A 14,826-nucleotide genomic window follows, 5' to 3' on the forward strand; every position below is an offset into this window, starting at 1 on the left:
GCGAAGGAACGACAGCCATGCCCGACGTGCCCTGGTCCACGCCCCACAAGCCCGCCCCCGATGCCGAGGTCTACGTCATGGCCTCCCGCTTCGAGACCGAGACCCTCATCGGGGCGCTCAGGTTCTTCCTCAAGGCCCCCGGCATCATCCGCCAGATCCGCAAGGCCCCCGGCGCCCACGGCGTCGCCCTCCGCGCCCGGGTGACCCGCCGCACCTTCCTGACCCTCTCCGCCTGGGAGGACCGGGACGCCCTCTACCGCTTCGCCCGCAGCGAGCCCCACCGCTCCGGCTCGCGCGCGGCCGCCGCCTTCATGAAGGAGTCCGCCTTCACCTACTGGACCGCGCCCGCCTCGGAGCTGCCCATCGGCTGGGCCGAGGCCGAGCGACGTCTGGCGGAGCGGAAGCAGGCCTACTGAGTGCCCCGCCGGGATGCAAGGGGGACGGACCGTACTCTTGTCCACGTGCAGGAACTCCACGACGCCCCCCTCGCCCCGCTGACCACCTTCCGCCTCGGCGGCCCGGCGGCCCGGCTGGTCACCGCGACCACCGACGCCGAGGTGGTCGACGCCGTACGCGCCGCCGACGCGAGCGGCACCCCCCTCCTGATCATCGGAGGCGGCAGCAATCTGGTCATCGGCGACCGGGGCTTCGCCGGAACCGCCCTGCGCATCGCGACCACGGGCTTCACCCTCGACGGCACCACGCTGGAACTCGCCGCCGGCGAGAACTGGAGCGACGCCGTCGCCCGCACCGTCGAGGCGGGCCTCGCGGGCATCGAATGCCTCGCCGGCATCCCCGGCTCGGCCGGAGCCACCCCGATCCAGAACGTCGGGGCGTACGGCCAGGAAGTCTGCGACACCATCACCGAGGTCGTCGCCTACGACCGCACCACCGGCGCGACGGTCACCCTCTCCGCCGCCGAATGCGCGTTCCGCTACCGCAACAGCACCTTCAAGGACCAGCCCGACCGCTACGTCGTGCTGCGCGTCCGCTTCGCCCTGGAGGACGCCGGCGGCCTCTCCGCCCCGGTGAAGTACCCCGAGACGGCCCGCGCCCTCGGCGTCGAGGCCGGCGACCGGGTCCCGGCCGCCCTCGCCCGCGAAACCGTCCTGCGCCTGCGCGCGGGCAAGGGCATGGTCCTCGACCCCGCGGACCACGACACCTGGTCCGCGGGCTCCTTCTTCCACAACCCGATCCTGACCGACGAGGCCTACGCCGCCTTCCTCGCCCGCGCCCAGGACCGCCTCGGCCCCGACACCGCCCCGCCGGCCTACCCGGCCGGCGAGGGCCGTACGAAGACCAGCGCGGCCTGGCTGATCGACAAGGCCGGATTCACCAAGGGCTACGGCACCGGCCCCGCCCGCATCTCCACCAAGCACACCCTCGCCCTCACCAACCGCGGCGAGGCCACCACCGAAGACCTCCTCACCCTGGCCCGCGAGGTCGTCGCCGGAGTCCACGCGGCGTTCGGAGTCACCCTCGTCAACGAGCCGGTGACGGTCGGCGTCCACCTCTGACATGCACTGCCCCCTGCACGGGGCCGGTACGGACCCCACCCGCCTGGTGGGCCGCGAGATCAGCCGGGTCGTCGCCTCCTGGCACATCTGCGAGGGCGAGCGCTCCGAGGCGCCGCTCGACGTCTGGCTGATCGACAGCGACGGCGAGTCCACGCGGATCACCACCGGCTCGGACCAGTGCCTCATCGTCGAGTCCGCCACGCCCCACGAGCCCTACGACATGGGGGAGTGGGGCCGGATCGAGGTCGGCGAGGACCTCGGCGACCACCCCTTCCTGCGCCACCTCGGCCAGACCGTCGCGTCGGTCGCCGAGTTCGCCGTCCCCGAGCAGGGCCGCACCCACCTGGAGATCGTCTTCACGGACGGCCACCGGGTGCGGGCCGACTGCTATGAGGGGGACCTGCGGCTCACCCGTTGAGCCAGTGGTCGATCCCGTCCAGCAGCTTGGCCCGTACGTCGTCGGGCGCGGCCGAACCGCGCACCGACTGCCGTGCCAGCTCGGCGAGCTCCGCGTCCGTGAAGGCGTGGTGGCGGCGGGCGATCTCGTACTGGGCCGCGAGCCGGGACCCGAACAGCAGCGGGTCGTCCGCACCCAGCGCCATGGGCACCCCGGCTTCGAAGAGTGTGCGCAGCGGCACGTCCTCGGGCCGCTCGTAGACGCCGAGCGCCACGTTGGAGGCCGGGCACACCTCGCAGGTGATCTGCCGGTCGGCGAGCCGCTTCAGCAGCCGGGGGTCCTCGGCGGCCCGTACGCCGTGCCCGATGCGGGCGGCGTGCAGATCGTCGAGGCAGTCGCGGACGGAGGAGGGCCCGGTGAGCTCGCCGCCGTGCGGGGCCGCGAGCAGGCCGCCCTCACGGGCGATGGCGAAGGCGCGGTCGAAGTCCCGGGCCATGCCGCGGCGTTCGTCGTTGGAGAGCCCGAAGCCGACGATGCCGCGGTCGGCGTAGCGGACGGCGAGGCGGGCGAGGGTGCGGGCGTCGAGGGGGTGCTTCATGCGGTTGGCGGCGATGAGGACCCGCATGCCCAGGCCGGTCTCGCGGGAGGCCGCGTCCACGGCGTCGAGGATGATCTCCACGGCCGGGATCATGCCGCCGAGCAGCGGGGCGTAGGAGGTGGGATCCACCTGGATCTCCAGCCACCCGCTGCCGTCCCGGACGTCCTCCTCGGCGGCCTCGCGGACCAGGCGCCGGATGTCGTCGGGCTCGCGCAGGCAGGAGCGGGCGGCGTCGTAGAGCCGCTGGAAGCGGAACCAGCCGCGCTCGTCCGTGGCCCGGAGCTTGGGCGGCTCTCCGGCGGTCAGGGCGTCCGGCAGCCGGACGCCGTACTTGTCGGCCAGCTCCAGCAGGGTCGACGGGCGCATCGAGCCGGTGAAGTGCAGGTGCAGGTGGGCCTTCGGCAGAAGCGTGAGATCGCGTACGTGCTCCATCTGGTGATCCTGCCGCATCGCTCACCGGATTGGCAGCGGATTACCTGAACGGGACATTGCCCGAACATGAATCTGACGCCGGCCGGCCCCTGCATCGTTCCCGGGGGCCGGAAACGCCGGAGCGGCGCCACCCCGACAGGGTGGCGCCGCTCCGTACCCGCTCCGCCCGACCGCCGGAGGCCGGGGCCCGGTCCTAGGCCTTGGCCTCCGCCAGGAGCTTCTGGACGCGGGAGACGCCCTCGACCAGGTCCTCGTCGCCCAGGGCGTAGGACAGGCGCAGGTAGCCCGGGGTGCCGAAGGCCTCGCCCGGGACGACCGCGACCTCGGCCTCGTCCAGGATCAGGGCCGCGAGCTCGACGGAGGTCTGCGGGCGCTTGCCGCGGATCTCCTTGCCGAGGAGCTCCTTCACCGACGGGTACGCGTAGAACGCGCCCTCGGGGGTCGGGCAGAAGACGCCGTCGATCTCGTTCAGCATCCTGACCATGGTCTGGCGGCGGCGGTCGAAGGCCTTGCGCATCTCCGCGACCGCGTCCAGGTTGCCCGAGACGGCGGCCAGTGCCGCGACCTGGGCCACGTTGGAGACGTTGGAGGTGGCGTGCGACTGCAGGTTGGTCGCCGCCTTGATGACGTCCTGCGGGGCGATGACCCAGCCCACGCGCCAGCCCGTCATCGCGTACGTCTTGGCGACGCCGTTGACGACGATGCACTTGTCGCGCAGCGCCGGGACCAGGACCGGCAGCGAGGTGAACTTCGCGTCGCCGTAGACCAGGTGCTCGTAGATCTCGTCCGTGAGCACCCACAGGCCGTGCTCGGCGGCCCACTCGCCGATCGCCTTCGCGTCGGCCTCGGAGTACACCGCGCCCGTCGGGTTGGACGGGGAGACGAACAGGACGACCTTGGTGCGCTCGGTGCGCGCGGCCTCCAGCTGCTCGACGGAGACCCGGTAGCCGGTGGTCTCGTCGGCGACGACCTCGACCGGGACGCCGCCCGCGAGGCGGATCGACTCCGGGTAGGTGGTCCAGTACGGGGCCGGGACGATGACCTCGTCGCCCGGGTCGAGGACGGCGGCGAAGGCCTCGTAGATGGCCTGCTTGCCGCCGTTGGTCACCAGGACCTGGGAGGCGTCCACCTCGTAGCCCGAGTCGCGCAGCGTCTTGGCGGCGATCGCGGCCTTCAGCTCGGGCAGACCGCCGGCCGGCGTGTAGCGGTGGTACTTCGGGTTGCGGCAGGCCTCGACCGCGGCCTCGACGATGTAGTCCGGGGTCGGGAAGTCGGGCTCGCCCGCACCGAAGCCGATCACCGGGCGCCCGGCGGCCTTGAGGGCCTTGGCCTTGGCGTCGACGGCGAGGGTGGCGGACTCGGAAATGGCGCCGATACGGGCGGACACCCGGCGCTCGGAGGAAGGCGTTGCAGAGGTCATGCGGCCAATCGTCCCAGACGCCTTCGAGCCGCCGCACACCGTTTCAAACACCGGACGGAGCAGGTCCGGATGTCTTCTGTTCGACGTCAGGGCCCGGACCACGTACACTCACCTGTCGTTGGTCCTCAACAGCCGCCCCAGAGCGTGAGCACTCCGTGCACTCGCTCGGATGCGGTAGGTTGGGGAACGCAAAGGGTCGTAGCTCAATTGGTAGAGCACTGGTCTCCAAAACCAGCGGTTGGGGGTTCGAGTCCCTCCGGCCCTGCTTCACACTCCTCTCGGACGTGTGCGCAGGTACGTACTTCGATGCAACGCCGTGCGGCGCAACCGGGCGCGGCTACGGCCACGACCCGGATTCAGGTGAGAGACGTGACGGACGCCCTGGGCTCCATCGACATGCCTGACGCCGAGGACGACACCCGCGAGAAGAAGGCCCGCAAGGGCGGCAAGCGCGGCAAGAAGGGCCCTCTCGGCCGTCTCGCGCTTTTCTACCGCCAGATCGTCGCGGAACTCCGCAAGGTCGTATGGCCCACCCGTAACCAGCTCTCGACGTACACCACCGTGGTGATTGTCTTCGTCGTCATCATGATCGGTCTGGTGACCGTGATTGACTATGGGTTCCAGGAAGCCATCAAGTTCGTCTTCGGCTGATCCCCGCGGAGGGCGGCGCCTTGATGGGTGCCGCCCGTTTTCGCATGTTCCACCACCTTTTGTATCCAGGAAGAAGCAGCCACCGTGTCTGACCCGAACCTGAACGTGAGCCACGACTCCGTCGAGTCCGTCGAGGACGAGCTCGACATCGTCGAGGCGGCAGACGCTGTGGACCCCGACGAGGCCGAGCTCGCCGACGCCGAGGCCGGCATCGCCGCCGAGGAAGCCGCCCTGCACGTCGAGGACGAGGTCGACGCCGAGGCCGATGACGACGCCGACGCCGAAGAGGCCGACGACGTCGAGGACGAGGACGAGGACGCCGACGAGGACGAGGGCGACGCCCTGGCCGAGGCCGACGAGGAGGCCGAAGAGGCCGCCGAGGTCGAGCCCGCCGAGCCGGTCGACCCCATCCAGGCCCTCCGTGACGAGCTGCGCCTGCTCCCCGGCGAGTGGTACGTGATCCACACCTACGCGGGCTACGAGAAGCGCGTGAAGGCGAACCTCGAACAGCGTGCCGTCTCGCTGAACGTCGAGGAGTTCATCTACCAGGCCGAGGTGCCCGAGGAAGAGATCGTCCAGATCAAGAACGGCGAGCGCAAGAACGTCCGGCAGAACAAGCTGCCCGGTTACGTTCTCGTCCGCATGGATCTGACGAACGAGTCCTGGGGCGTCGTCCGCAACACCCCGGGCGTCACCGGCTTCGTGGGCAACGCCTACGACCCGTACCCGCTGACCCTCGACGAGATCGTCAAGATGCTCGCCCCCGAGGCGCAGGAGAAGGCGGCCAAGCAGGCTGCCGAGGAGGCCGGTCTGCCGGCCCCCGCCGTCAAGCGCACCATCGAGGTCCTGGACTTCGAGGTCGGCGACTCGGTCACCGTCACCGACGGCCCGTTCGCCACGCTGCAGGCGACGATCAACGAGATCAACCCGGACTCCAAGAAGGTCAAGGGCCTCGTGGAGATCTTCGGCCGCGAGACCCCGGTCGAGCTGAGCTTCGACCAGATCCAGAAGAACTGATCCAGATCTTCTGAGCGACGCTTCCGAAACAGGTCAGACCAGCCCGCGAAGGGCGGTCTGACCTGCTCGGTTTTTAGCCCCGCGCCTATACCCGCTATCGTGGTGCGGTATGCCTCCATCCGGATGACCGGTTGGCGGCTGAAAACTCTCACTAGGACCCGGAGAGAGCAATGCCTCCCAAGAAGAAGAAGATCACGGGGCTTATCAAGCTCCAGATCAAGGCCGGTGCGGCCAACCCGGCTCCGCCGGTCGGCCCCGCGCTCGGTCAGCACGGCGTCAACATCATGGAGTTCTGCAAGGCCTACAACGCCGCGACCGAGTCGCAGCGTGGCATGGTCGTGCCGGTGGAGATCACGGTCTACGAGGACCGTTCCTTCACCTTCATCACCAAGACTCCGCCGGCCGCGCGCCTCATCCTGAAGAGCGCGGGCGTGGAGAAGGGCTCTGGCGAGCCGCACAAGACCAAGGTCGCCAAGCTGACGCGTGACCAGGTCCGCGAGATCGCCACGATCAAGATGCCCGACCTGAACGCCAACGACATCGACGCCGCCGAGAAGATCATCGCCGGCACCGCGCGTTCGATGGGCATCACGGTCGAAGGCTGATTCAGCCACCCCAGCACGACAGTGGTAGGACCAAGCGCTGGTCCGCACCACGACTCCACGCCTGAAGTCACAACACAGGAGCAGAAGTGAAGCGCAGCAAGACTCTCCGCGCTGCGGACGCCAAGGTCGACCGGGAGAAGCTCTACGCCCCGCTCGAGGCCGTCCGTCTCGCCAAGGAGACCTCCGCGACCAAGTTCGACAGCACCGTCGAGGTCGCCTTCCGTCTGGGTGTCGACCCGCGTAAGGCCGACCAGATGGTCCGTGGCACCGTGAACCTCCCGCACGGCACCGGCAAGACCGCCCGGGTCCTGGTCTTCGCGACCGGTGACCGTGCTGCGGCCGCGGTGGCCGCCGGCGCCGACATTGTCGGCGACGACGAGCTGATCAACGAGATCGCGAAGGGCAACCGCCTCAACGAGTTCGACGCCGTTGTGGCCACCCCGGACCTCATGGGCAAGGTCGGCCGCCTCGGCCGCGTGCTCGGTCCCCGTGGCCTCATGCCGAACCCGAAGACCGGCACCGTCACGATGGACGTCGCCAAGGCTGTCACCGAGATCAAGGGTGGCAAGATCGAGTTCCGCGTCGACAAGCACTCGAACCTGCACTTCATCATCGGCAAGGTCTCCTTCTCCGATGAGCAGCTGGTCGAGAACTACGCGGCGGCCCTGGACGAGATCATCCGTCTGAAGCCGTCCGCCGCCAAGGGCCGCTACATCAAGAAGGCCGCCCTCAGCACCACGATGGGCCCCGGCATCCAGCTGGACTCCAACCGCACCCGGAACCTCCTCGTCGAGGAAGACCCGGCCGCTGTCTGATCCGGCCTCTGCCTGATCCGACCACCGAGTGGTTGAACGGGCCCTTCGCCCCCTTCCGGGGGGCGAAGGGCCCGTTTTCTGCTTCATGTGCGAATGCTGTGCGATTACTGTCGGTGGTGAGACGTACAGTCATTGCCGGCAGCACGGCCACGGGCAACACCGCCCGGAGCGGGCCGCTGCCTCGCACACCCGGGGTGGGGAACACATGAACGCGTACCACAAGAAGGCCGTCGGAGCCGTCCTGGCCGCGCTCCTGCTCGCAGGCGGCGCCACCGCGTGCGAGAACGGGGACGGAGCGAAGAAGAAGGACAACGGGGCCTCGGCGGCCCCGTCCCAGGCCGCGAAGAAGCCGGGGGAGGCCGCGCCGGCCGCCTACCTGGAGAAGACGAAGAAGAAGTCCGAGGAGATCACCTCCCTCGGCTACACCATGGCCGGCAAGGCCGGGGGGCAGAGCATCGCCGGCGAGGTCGCCATGCGGCTCAAGCCCGCGATGGCCATGTCGATGAAGATGGACTCGCCCGAGCAGCCGGGCGCGAAGGTGGAGATGCGGCTCGTCGACGGCGCCATGTACATGGGCAGCGACGGCAAGTGGCTGAAGTTCGACCTCAAGGCCCTGGCTCCGGAGCAGGCCACGGAGCTGGACTCGCTCGGCTCGGCCCCGCAGGGCCAGAACCCGGCCGACACGGCGGGCAGCCTGAGCGCCTCCAAGGACCTCAAGAAGGTCGGCGAGGAGACCATCGACGGCCAGAAGACGACGCACCTGGCCGGCACCGTCACGCTCGACGAGCTGAAGGCCCTCAGCGCCACCTCGACCCCCGAGGCCAAGGACCGCCAGGAGAAGAACGCCAAGGCGCTCGAAGAGCAGGGCATCAAGAGCCTGACCATGGACATCTGGATCGACGAGGCCGACCAGGCCAAGCAGGTCCGCACGCGGGGCCAGGGCACGTCCGGCCCGATGGACATCACCATCAAGTTCAAGGACATCAACAAGCCGGTCGAGGTCTCGGCGCCGCCGGCCGACCAGATCGTGGACCTGGCCGAGATGATGAAGGACTCGGGCGGCACGGGCGGCGCCTGACCGCGCCCCGCACACCTGACACCGGGCCCTCCGCCTCCCTTCCGGGAGCCGGAGGGCCCGTTTTCGTCGTGGCGGCCTTTTCGATGTTCCGCGTAGGGTCGGGGCGTAGCGGGACCGCACACGGGGGAGAACCAGATGAATCAGGCTGTCCGGACACGGGCCGGCGCCGCCATGGCGGGGGCCCTGCTGCTCATGGGCGGCCTCACGGCCTGCGACGGCGCGGCGGAGGCCGGCGCGGGCGGGGGCGCGGCCGACGGGGGCGCCACGACTCCCGCGGCCCCGGCGCCGTCCCCCGTGGAGGCGGTGAAGGCGTCCTGGCTCAAGACGGCGGCGGCGAAGTCCGCCATGGCCGAGATCTCCGGCACGGACAGCGACGGCAAGACCACCACCCAGACCGGCACGAAGGGCTGGTACCCGTCGGCCCACGACCTGAAGATCAAGGGCCCCACGTCGGAGTCCCGCTCCGTCATGACCGGTGACGTGGTCTACACCGAGCTCAAGACCCCGGTCGACGGCAAGCCCTGGATGAAGCTGGACCTGTCCGCGGGAGGCGAGCCGGGCGTACGGATGAACGAGGACCCGGCGGAGGACCTCGCCCTGCTCCTGGGCCAGCCCAAGGTCGCCCTGGTCCCGGCGACGGCCACCGACGCCCCCGCGTCCCGGCACTACCGGGCCCTTCTCACCGGCGCGGACCTGCAGGCGGCCGACGAGTCCACCAAGGTGATGCCGGAGCGGGACCGCCGGTACCTCCACGAGTCCGTGAAGCACCTCACGGCCCTGGAGGCGGACGTGTGGATCGGCAGGGACGGCTTCCCCGTGCGCGTCCTCATGGTGAGCAAGGACGACAAGGGAACCTCCAGCACCACCGCCACCTTCGACGGCTTCGGGCAGGTCGCCCCGGTGAAGGCCCCGCCGGCCGACCAGGTCGCCGACTTCGACGCGGTGCTGAAGGGTGGCTCCTGAGGCGATTTGCCTCGTCCGGTTGCCTTCGCGTACGCTTCCGGAGAAGCCAAAGACCGCTGGTCGTTGCCGTGCTCGAAAGAGGGCGGTGGCCGAAGGATTCGCTGCGAGCGGACGTCCTGCGCAGGTGTTCGAGGAAAGTTCCCGGAATTTCATTTCGGTTGAGCCGTGCCCCGTGCGCCATGCGCCGGGGCGTTTTGTTTGTCCAGCCCCTTCTGAGCGGTCCTCATCACCCGGAAGGAGGCCGACGCTCTATGGCAAGGCCCGACAAGGCTGCTGCGGTAGCCGAGCTTGAGGACCAGTTCCGCAGCTCGAACGCCGTTGTGCTGACCGAGTACCGGGGTCTCACCGTTGCGCAGCTCAAGACGCTGCGTCGTTCGCTCGGTGAGAACGCCCAGTACGCCGTGGTGAAGAACACGCTGACCAAGATTGCGGCCAACAACGCCGGGATCACCTCGCTCGACGACCAGTTCACCGGTCCGACGGGCGCCGCCTTCATCACCGGTGACCCGGTGGAGTCGGCGAAGGGTCTTCGTGACTTCGCCAAGGAGAACCCGAACCTCATCATCAAGGGCGGTGTCCTTGACGGTAAGGCGCTGACCGCCGATGAGATCAAGAAGCTCGCGGACCTCGAGTCCCGCGAGGTTCTGCTCAGCAAGCTGGCCGGCGCGTTCAAGGGCAAGCAGTCCCAGGCTGCCTCGCTCTTCCAGGCGCTGCCGTCGAAGTTCGTCCGCACTGCGGAAGCGCTTCGCGTCAAGCTCGCCGAGCAGGGCGGTGCCGAGTAATTCGGCTCGCGCACTGATCTACGCCGCCTAGTGCGTGGGTCGTAGCGGGCCGTTACGCCCGCCTCTCAATACATCCGGCACCTGCCGAATTAGTGGAAGGATCGCCCATCATGGCGAAGCTCTCTCAGGACGACCTCCTCGCCCAGTTCGAGGAGATGACCCTCATCGAGCTCTCCGAGTTCGTGAAGGCCTTCGAGGAGAAGTTCGACGTCACCGCCGCCGCGGCCGTCGCCGTTGCCGGTCCGGCCGGTGTCGGCCCCGCCGCCGAGGCCGAGGAGGAGAAGGACGAGTTCGACGTCATCCTCACCGGTGCGGGCGACAAGAAGATCCAGGTCATCAAGGTCGTGCGCGAGCTGACCTCCCTGGGTCTGAAGGAGGCCAAGGACCTCGTCGACGGCACCCCGAAGCCGGTCCTCGAGAAGGTCAACAAGGAGGCCGCTGACAAGGCCGCCGAGGCCCTCAAGGCCGCCGGCGCTGGCGTCGAGGTCAAGTAACACCTCTGGGGCCCTCTGAGGCCCCTCCAAAGGGCGATCACCCGTAAGGGTGGTCGCCCTTTGGCGTACCCCCAGTGCCTGACTTGCCCTGGTCTCGTTGGGGAGTAGGGTGATCATCGTTGCCCCGGTGCGGGGTCCGCGGATGATCCGCTCGGAGCACGGGGCCTTGACGAACGGCCAGCGGCGCGCAATTCTCAGAGCCGTCGCCAGCTCGGCCGGGTCGATCCCGGATTCGAGGCATGGATCGACTACGAAGAGGGCAGTACTGATACGCGCTCTGTGTGCGAGGGTCGCAGCGTTGGTGTTGGTTTGAACGAGCTGGGGAAGGCCTGTTGCCGGTTTCCGGAAACCTGGTCTGGACATCAGTGAGCCGAGTGGCTACACTGACCCTTTGCGCTGCCTGTTAGCTGACCCCTGCCCGTCGCCAGGGTCATGCCCACGCTTGAGCACACCTGATTGATACGCCCCGACCTGGTCTTTCGGCCAGCTGGGGAGGGTCTGTCTTCTGTGTCGGCTGGGACCGGTACGCGCGTAGTGAGTCCGAGCCCTCGGAAGGACCCCCTCTTGGCCGCCTCGCGCAACGCCTCGACCAATACGAACAACGGTGCCAGCACCGCCCCGCTGCGCATCTCCTTTGCAAAGATCAAGGAGCCCCTCGAGGTTCCGAACCTCCTGGCGCTGCAGACCGAGAGCTTTGACTGGCTGCTCGGTAACGCCGCCTGGAAGTCTCGCGTCGAGTCGGCGCTTGAGAGTGGACAGGACGTCCCCACCAAGTCCGGTCTGGAAGAGATCTTCGAGGAGATCTCGCCGATCGAGGACTTCTCCGGGTCGATGTCGCTGACCTTCCGCGACCACCGTTTCGAGCCGGCGAAGAACTCTGTCGACGAGTGCAAGGAGCGCGACTTCACGTACGCGGCGCCGCTCTTCGTCACGGCCGAGTTCACGAACAACGAGACCGGTGAGATCAAGTCTCAGACGGTCTTCATGGGCGACTTCCCGCTCATGACCAACAAGGGCACCTTCGTCATCAACGGCACCGAGCGCGTCGTCGTGTCGCAGCTCGTCCGTTCCCCGGGTGTCTACTTCGACTCCTCCATCGACAAGACCTCCGACAAGGACATCTTCTCCGCCAAGATCATCCCGTCCCGGGGTGCCTGGCTGGAGATGGAGGTCGACAAGCGCGACATGGTCGGTGTCCGCATCGACCGCAAGCGCAAGCAGTCCGTCACCGTCCTCCTGAAGGCTCTCGGCTGGACCACCGAGCAGATCCTCGAAGAGTTCGGCGAGTACGAGTCCATGCGCGCCACCCTGGAGAAGGACCACACCCAGGGCCAGGACGACGCGCTGCTGGACATCTACCGCAAGCTGCGTCCGGGCGAACCGCCGACCCGCGAGGCCGCTCAGACGCTGCTCGAGAACCTCTACTTCAACCCGAAGCGCTACGACCTCGCCAAGGTCGGCCGCTACAAGGTGAACAAGAAGCTCGGCGCCGACGAGCCGCTGGACGCCGGTGTGCTCACCACCGACGACATCATCGCGACGATCAAGTACCTCGTGAAGCTCCACGCGGGCGAGACCGAGACCACCGGTGAGTCGGGCCGTTCGATCGTCGTCGAGACCGACGACATCGACCACTTCGGCAACCGTCGTCTGCGCAACGTCGGCGAGCTCATCCAGAACCAGGTCCGCACGGGTCTGGCTCGTATGGAGCGCGTCGTGCGCGAGCGCATGACCACGCAGGACGTCGAGGCGATCACGCCGCAGACCCTGATCAACATCCGGCCGGTCGTCGCCTCCATCAAGGAGTTCTTCGGCACCAGCCAGCTGTCGCAGTTCATGGACCAGAACAACCCGCTGTCGGGTCTGACGCACAAGCGTCGTCTCTCGGCGCTGGGTCCCGGTGGTCTGTCCCGTGAGCGGGCCGGCTTCGAGGTCCGTGACGTCCACCCGTCGCACTACGGCCGCATGTGCCCGATCGAGACGCCTGAAGGCCCGAACATCGGTCTGATCGGCTCGCTCGCCTCCTACGGCCGCGTCAACGCGTTCGGTTTCGTGGAGACCCCGTACCGCAAGGTCGTCGAGGGCGTCGTCACCGACGACGTCGACTACCTGACCGCGGACGAGGAAGACCGCTTCGTGATCGCCCAGGCCAACGCCGGCCTGAACGACGAGATGCGCTTCACCGAGAACCGCGTGCTGGTCCGCCGTCGTGGCGGCGAGATCGACTACATCGCCGGCGACGACGTCGACTACATGGACGTCTCCCCGCGCCAGATGGTGTCCGTCGCGACCGCGATGATCCCCTTCCTGGAGCACGACGACGCCAACCGTGCCCTCATGGGCGCGAACATGATGCGCCAGGCCGTTCCGCTCATCAAGGCGGAGGCCCCGCTCGTCGGCACCGGCATGGAGTACCGCTGTGCGGTCGACGCCGGTGACTCGATCAAGGCGGAGAAGGACGGTGTCGTCCAGGAGGTCTCGGCCGACTACATCACCGTCGCCAACGACGACGGCACGTACACCACGTACCGCGTCGCCAAGTTCTCCCGCTCGAACCAGGGCACCTCGGTCAACCAGAAGGTCATCGTCAACGAGGGTGACCGCATCATCGAGGCCCAGGTCCTCGCCGACGGTCCCGCGACCGAAGAGGGCGAAATGGCCCTCGGCAAGAACCTGCTCGTCGCGTTCATGCCCTGGGAAGGCCACAACTACGAGGACGCGATCATCCTGTCGCAGCGCCTCGTGCAGGACGACGTCCTCTCCTCGATCCACATCGAGGAGCACGAGGTCGACGCCCGTGACACCAAGCTGGGCCCCGAGGAGATCACCCGGGACATCCCGAACGTCTCCGAAGAGGTCCTCGCGGACCTCGACGAGCGCGGCATCATCCGCATCGGTGCGGACGTCGTCGCCGGCGACATCCTGGTCGGCAAGGTCACGCCCAAGGGTGAGACCGAGCTGACCCCGGAGGAGCGCCTGCTCCGCGCGATCTTCGGTGAGAAGGCCCGCGAGGTGCGTGACACCTCGCTCAAGGTCCCTCACGGTGAGATCGGCAAGGTCATCGGTGTCCGCGTCTTCGACCGCGAGGAGGGCGACGAGCTTCCTCCGGGCGTGAACCAGCTGGTCCGCGTCTACGTCGCCCAGAAGCGCAAGATCACCGACGGTGACAAGCTCGCCGGCCGCCACGGCAACAAGGGTGTCATCTCCAAGATCCTTCCGATCGAGGACATGCCCTTCCTTGAGGACGGCACGCCGGTCGACATCATCCTGAACCCGCTGGGTGTCCCGTCCCGAATGAACCCGGGACAGGTCCTGGAGATCCACCTCGGCTGGCTCGCCAGCCGCGGCTGGGACGTCTCCGGCCTCGCGGAGGACTGGGCCGAGCGTCTGAAGGTCATCGGCGCCGACCGCGTCGAGCCCGGTACCAACGTCGCCACCCCGGTGTTCGACGGCGCCCGCGAGGACGAGCTCGCCGGCCTGTTCGAGCACACCATCCCGAACCGCGACGGTGACCGCCTGGTCCTCCCGTCCGGCAAGGCGCGCCTGTTCGACGGCCGCTCCGGTGAGCCGTTCCCGGACCCGATCTCGATCGGGTACATGTACATCCTCAAGCTCCACCACCTGGTCGACGACAAGCTCCACGCGCGTTCGACCGGTCCCTACTCGATGATCACGCAGCAGCCGCTGGGTGGTAAGGCGCAGTTCGGTGGCCAGCGCTTCGGTGAGATGGAGGTGTGGGCGCTTGAGGCTTATGGCGCCGCTTACGCCCTCCAGGAGCTGCTGACCATCAAGTCCGATGACGTCACCGGCCGCGTGAAGGTCTACGAGGCCATCGTCAAGGGCGAGAACATCCCCGAGCCGGGCATTCCCGAGTCCTTCAAGGTGCTCATCAAGGAAATGCAGTCGCTCTGCCTCAACGTGGAGGTGCTGTCCTCGGACGGCATGTCCATCGAGATGCGCGACACCGACGAGGACGTCTTCCGCGCGGCGGAGGAGCTCGGTATCGACCTGTCCCGGCGCGAGCCGAGCAGCGTCGAAGAGGTCTGACGGGCCTGAC

The 14,826-nt window shown here is 68.3% G+C and carries 14 protein-coding genes and 1 tRNA gene; 13 read left to right on the top strand and 2 right to left on the bottom strand.

Features of this window, described 5'->3' with window-relative positions:
- Window positions 1–17: 17 nt before the first annotated feature.
- From AB4039_RS10170 to AB4039_RS10180, 3 genes are read left to right on the top strand one after another with little or no spacing between them, the layout of a single operon-like run.
- Window positions 18–416 (top strand): DUF3291 domain-containing protein, encoded by a 399-nt coding sequence (locus tag AB4039_RS10170; RefSeq protein WP_442270536.1) that lies wholly within the window; start codon window positions 18–20, stop codon window positions 414–416.
- Window positions 417–1,517 (top strand): UDP-N-acetylmuramate dehydrogenase, encoded by a 1,101-nt coding sequence (locus AB4039_RS10175; protein ID WP_442270537.1) that lies wholly within the window; start codon window positions 417–419, stop codon window positions 1,515–1,517.
- Between the two features lies 1 nt (window position 1,518).
- Window positions 1,519–1,935 (top strand): hypothetical protein, encoded by a 417-nt coding sequence (locus tag AB4039_RS10180; RefSeq protein WP_266841119.1) that lies wholly within the window; start codon window positions 1,519–1,521, stop codon window positions 1,933–1,935.
- Here AB4039_RS10180 and AB4039_RS10185 read toward each other — a convergent pair.
- Window positions 1,925–2,944 (bottom strand): adenosine deaminase, encoded by a 1,020-nt coding sequence (locus AB4039_RS10185; protein WP_266841121.1) that lies wholly within the window; start codon window positions 2,942–2,944, stop codon window positions 1,925–1,927. The genes AB4039_RS10180 and AB4039_RS10185 overlap by 11 nt on opposite strands.
- 193 nt (window positions 2,945–3,137) lie before the next feature.
- Window positions 3,138–4,364, bottom strand: a complete 1,227-nt coding sequence (locus tag AB4039_RS10190) for a pyridoxal phosphate-dependent aminotransferase (RefSeq protein WP_266841122.1) — start codon at window positions 4,362–4,364, stop codon at window positions 3,138–3,140.
- 192 nt (window positions 4,365–4,556) lie between these two features.
- On the opposite strand from AB4039_RS10190, the gene AB4039_RS10195 reads away from it, so the two are divergent.
- The 10 genes from AB4039_RS10195 (at window position 4,557) to rpoB (ending at window position 14,816) form a co-directional block, all read left to right on the top strand.
- A tRNA-Trp gene (locus AB4039_RS10195) sits at window positions 4,557–4,629 on the top strand.
- Between the two features lie 104 nt (window positions 4,630–4,733).
- The gene (secE, locus tag AB4039_RS10200) at window positions 4,734–5,015 is read left to right on the top strand and encodes a preprotein translocase subunit SecE (protein ID WP_030230573.1); all 282 of its coding nucleotides are present in this window, start codon (window positions 4,734–4,736) and stop codon (window positions 5,013–5,015) included.
- A gap of 84 nt (window positions 5,016–5,099) precedes the next feature.
- Entirely contained in the window at window positions 5,100–6,032 is a 933-nt protein-coding gene (gene nusG / locus AB4039_RS10205; RefSeq protein WP_442270538.1) for a transcription termination/antitermination protein NusG, read from the top strand.
- 170 nt (window positions 6,033–6,202) lie between these two features.
- A complete protein-coding gene (rplK, locus tag AB4039_RS10210) occupies window positions 6,203–6,637 on the top strand; it encodes a 50S ribosomal protein L11 (RefSeq protein WP_030230579.1) in 435 nt (144 codons plus the stop codon).
- 86 nt (window positions 6,638–6,723) lie between these two features.
- The gene (gene rplA / locus AB4039_RS10215) at window positions 6,724–7,452 is read left to right on the top strand and encodes a 50S ribosomal protein L1 (RefSeq protein WP_266841125.1); all 729 of its coding nucleotides are present in this window, start codon (window positions 6,724–6,726) and stop codon (window positions 7,450–7,452) included.
- 205 nt (window positions 7,453–7,657) lie between these two features.
- Window positions 7,658–8,530 (top strand): LppX_LprAFG lipoprotein, encoded by an 873-nt coding sequence (locus tag AB4039_RS10220; protein ID WP_442270539.1) that lies wholly within the window; start codon window positions 7,658–7,660, stop codon window positions 8,528–8,530.
- 135 nt (window positions 8,531–8,665) lie between these two features.
- Window positions 8,666–9,493 carry a hypothetical protein gene (locus AB4039_RS10225; RefSeq protein WP_442270540.1) on the top strand — a complete coding sequence of 276 codons (828 nt, stop codon included), beginning with the start codon at window positions 8,666–8,668 and terminating at the stop codon, window positions 9,491–9,493.
- A gap of 251 nt (window positions 9,494–9,744) precedes the next feature.
- Complete coding sequence (gene rplJ / locus AB4039_RS10230) at window positions 9,745–10,275, top strand: 50S ribosomal protein L10 (protein ID WP_266574556.1); 531 nt, start codon at window positions 9,745–9,747, stop codon at window positions 10,273–10,275.
- 110 nt (window positions 10,276–10,385) lie between these two features.
- On the top strand, window positions 10,386–10,769 hold the full coding sequence (rplL, locus tag AB4039_RS10235; protein WP_266574554.1) for a 50S ribosomal protein L7/L12: 384 nt from the start codon (window positions 10,386–10,388) through the stop codon (window positions 10,767–10,769).
- Window positions 10,770–11,333: 564 nt separating this feature from the next.
- A complete protein-coding gene (rpoB, locus tag AB4039_RS10240; RefSeq protein ID WP_266841131.1) occupies window positions 11,334–14,816 on the top strand; it encodes a DNA-directed RNA polymerase subunit beta in 3,483 nt (1,160 codons plus the stop codon).
- Window positions 14,817–14,826: the final 10 nt, after the last annotated feature.

This window comes from Streptomyces sp. M-16, from assembly GCF_052114405.1.
In the GTDB taxonomy this organism is placed as follows: Bacteria; Actinomycetota; Actinomycetes; order Streptomycetales; family Streptomycetaceae; genus Streptomyces.

Excerpts from the sequence above, each read along its gene's own strand:
- rplK (WP_030230579.1), top strand. The coding sequence starts at position 6,203 with ATGCCTCCCAAGAAGAAGAAGATCACGGGGCTTATCAAGCTCCAGATC.
- rplJ (WP_266574556.1), top strand. The coding sequence starts at position 9,745 with ATGGCAAGGCCCGACAAGGCTGCTGCGGTAGCCGAGCTTGAGGACCAG.
- AB4039_RS10190 (WP_266841122.1), bottom strand. The coding sequence starts at position 4,364 with ATGACCTCTGCAACGCCTTCCTCCGAGCGCCGGGTGTCCGCCCGTATC.
- AB4039_RS10185 (WP_266841121.1), bottom strand. The coding sequence starts at position 2,944 with ATGGAGCACGTACGCGATCTCACGCTTCTGCCGAAGGCCCACCTGCAC.
- AB4039_RS10225 (WP_442270540.1), top strand. The coding sequence starts at position 8,666 with ATGAATCAGGCTGTCCGGACACGGGCCGGCGCCGCCATGGCGGGGGCC.
- AB4039_RS10170 (WP_442270536.1), top strand. The coding sequence starts at position 18 with ATGCCCGACGTGCCCTGGTCCACGCCCCACAAGCCCGCCCCCGATGCC.
- rplL (WP_266574554.1), top strand. The coding sequence starts at position 10,386 with ATGGCGAAGCTCTCTCAGGACGACCTCCTCGCCCAGTTCGAGGAGATG.
- AB4039_RS10180 (WP_266841119.1), top strand. The coding sequence starts at position 1,519 with ATGCACTGCCCCCTGCACGGGGCCGGTACGGACCCCACCCGCCTGGTG.
- AB4039_RS10220 (WP_442270539.1), top strand. The coding sequence starts at position 7,658 with ATGAACGCGTACCACAAGAAGGCCGTCGGAGCCGTCCTGGCCGCGCTC.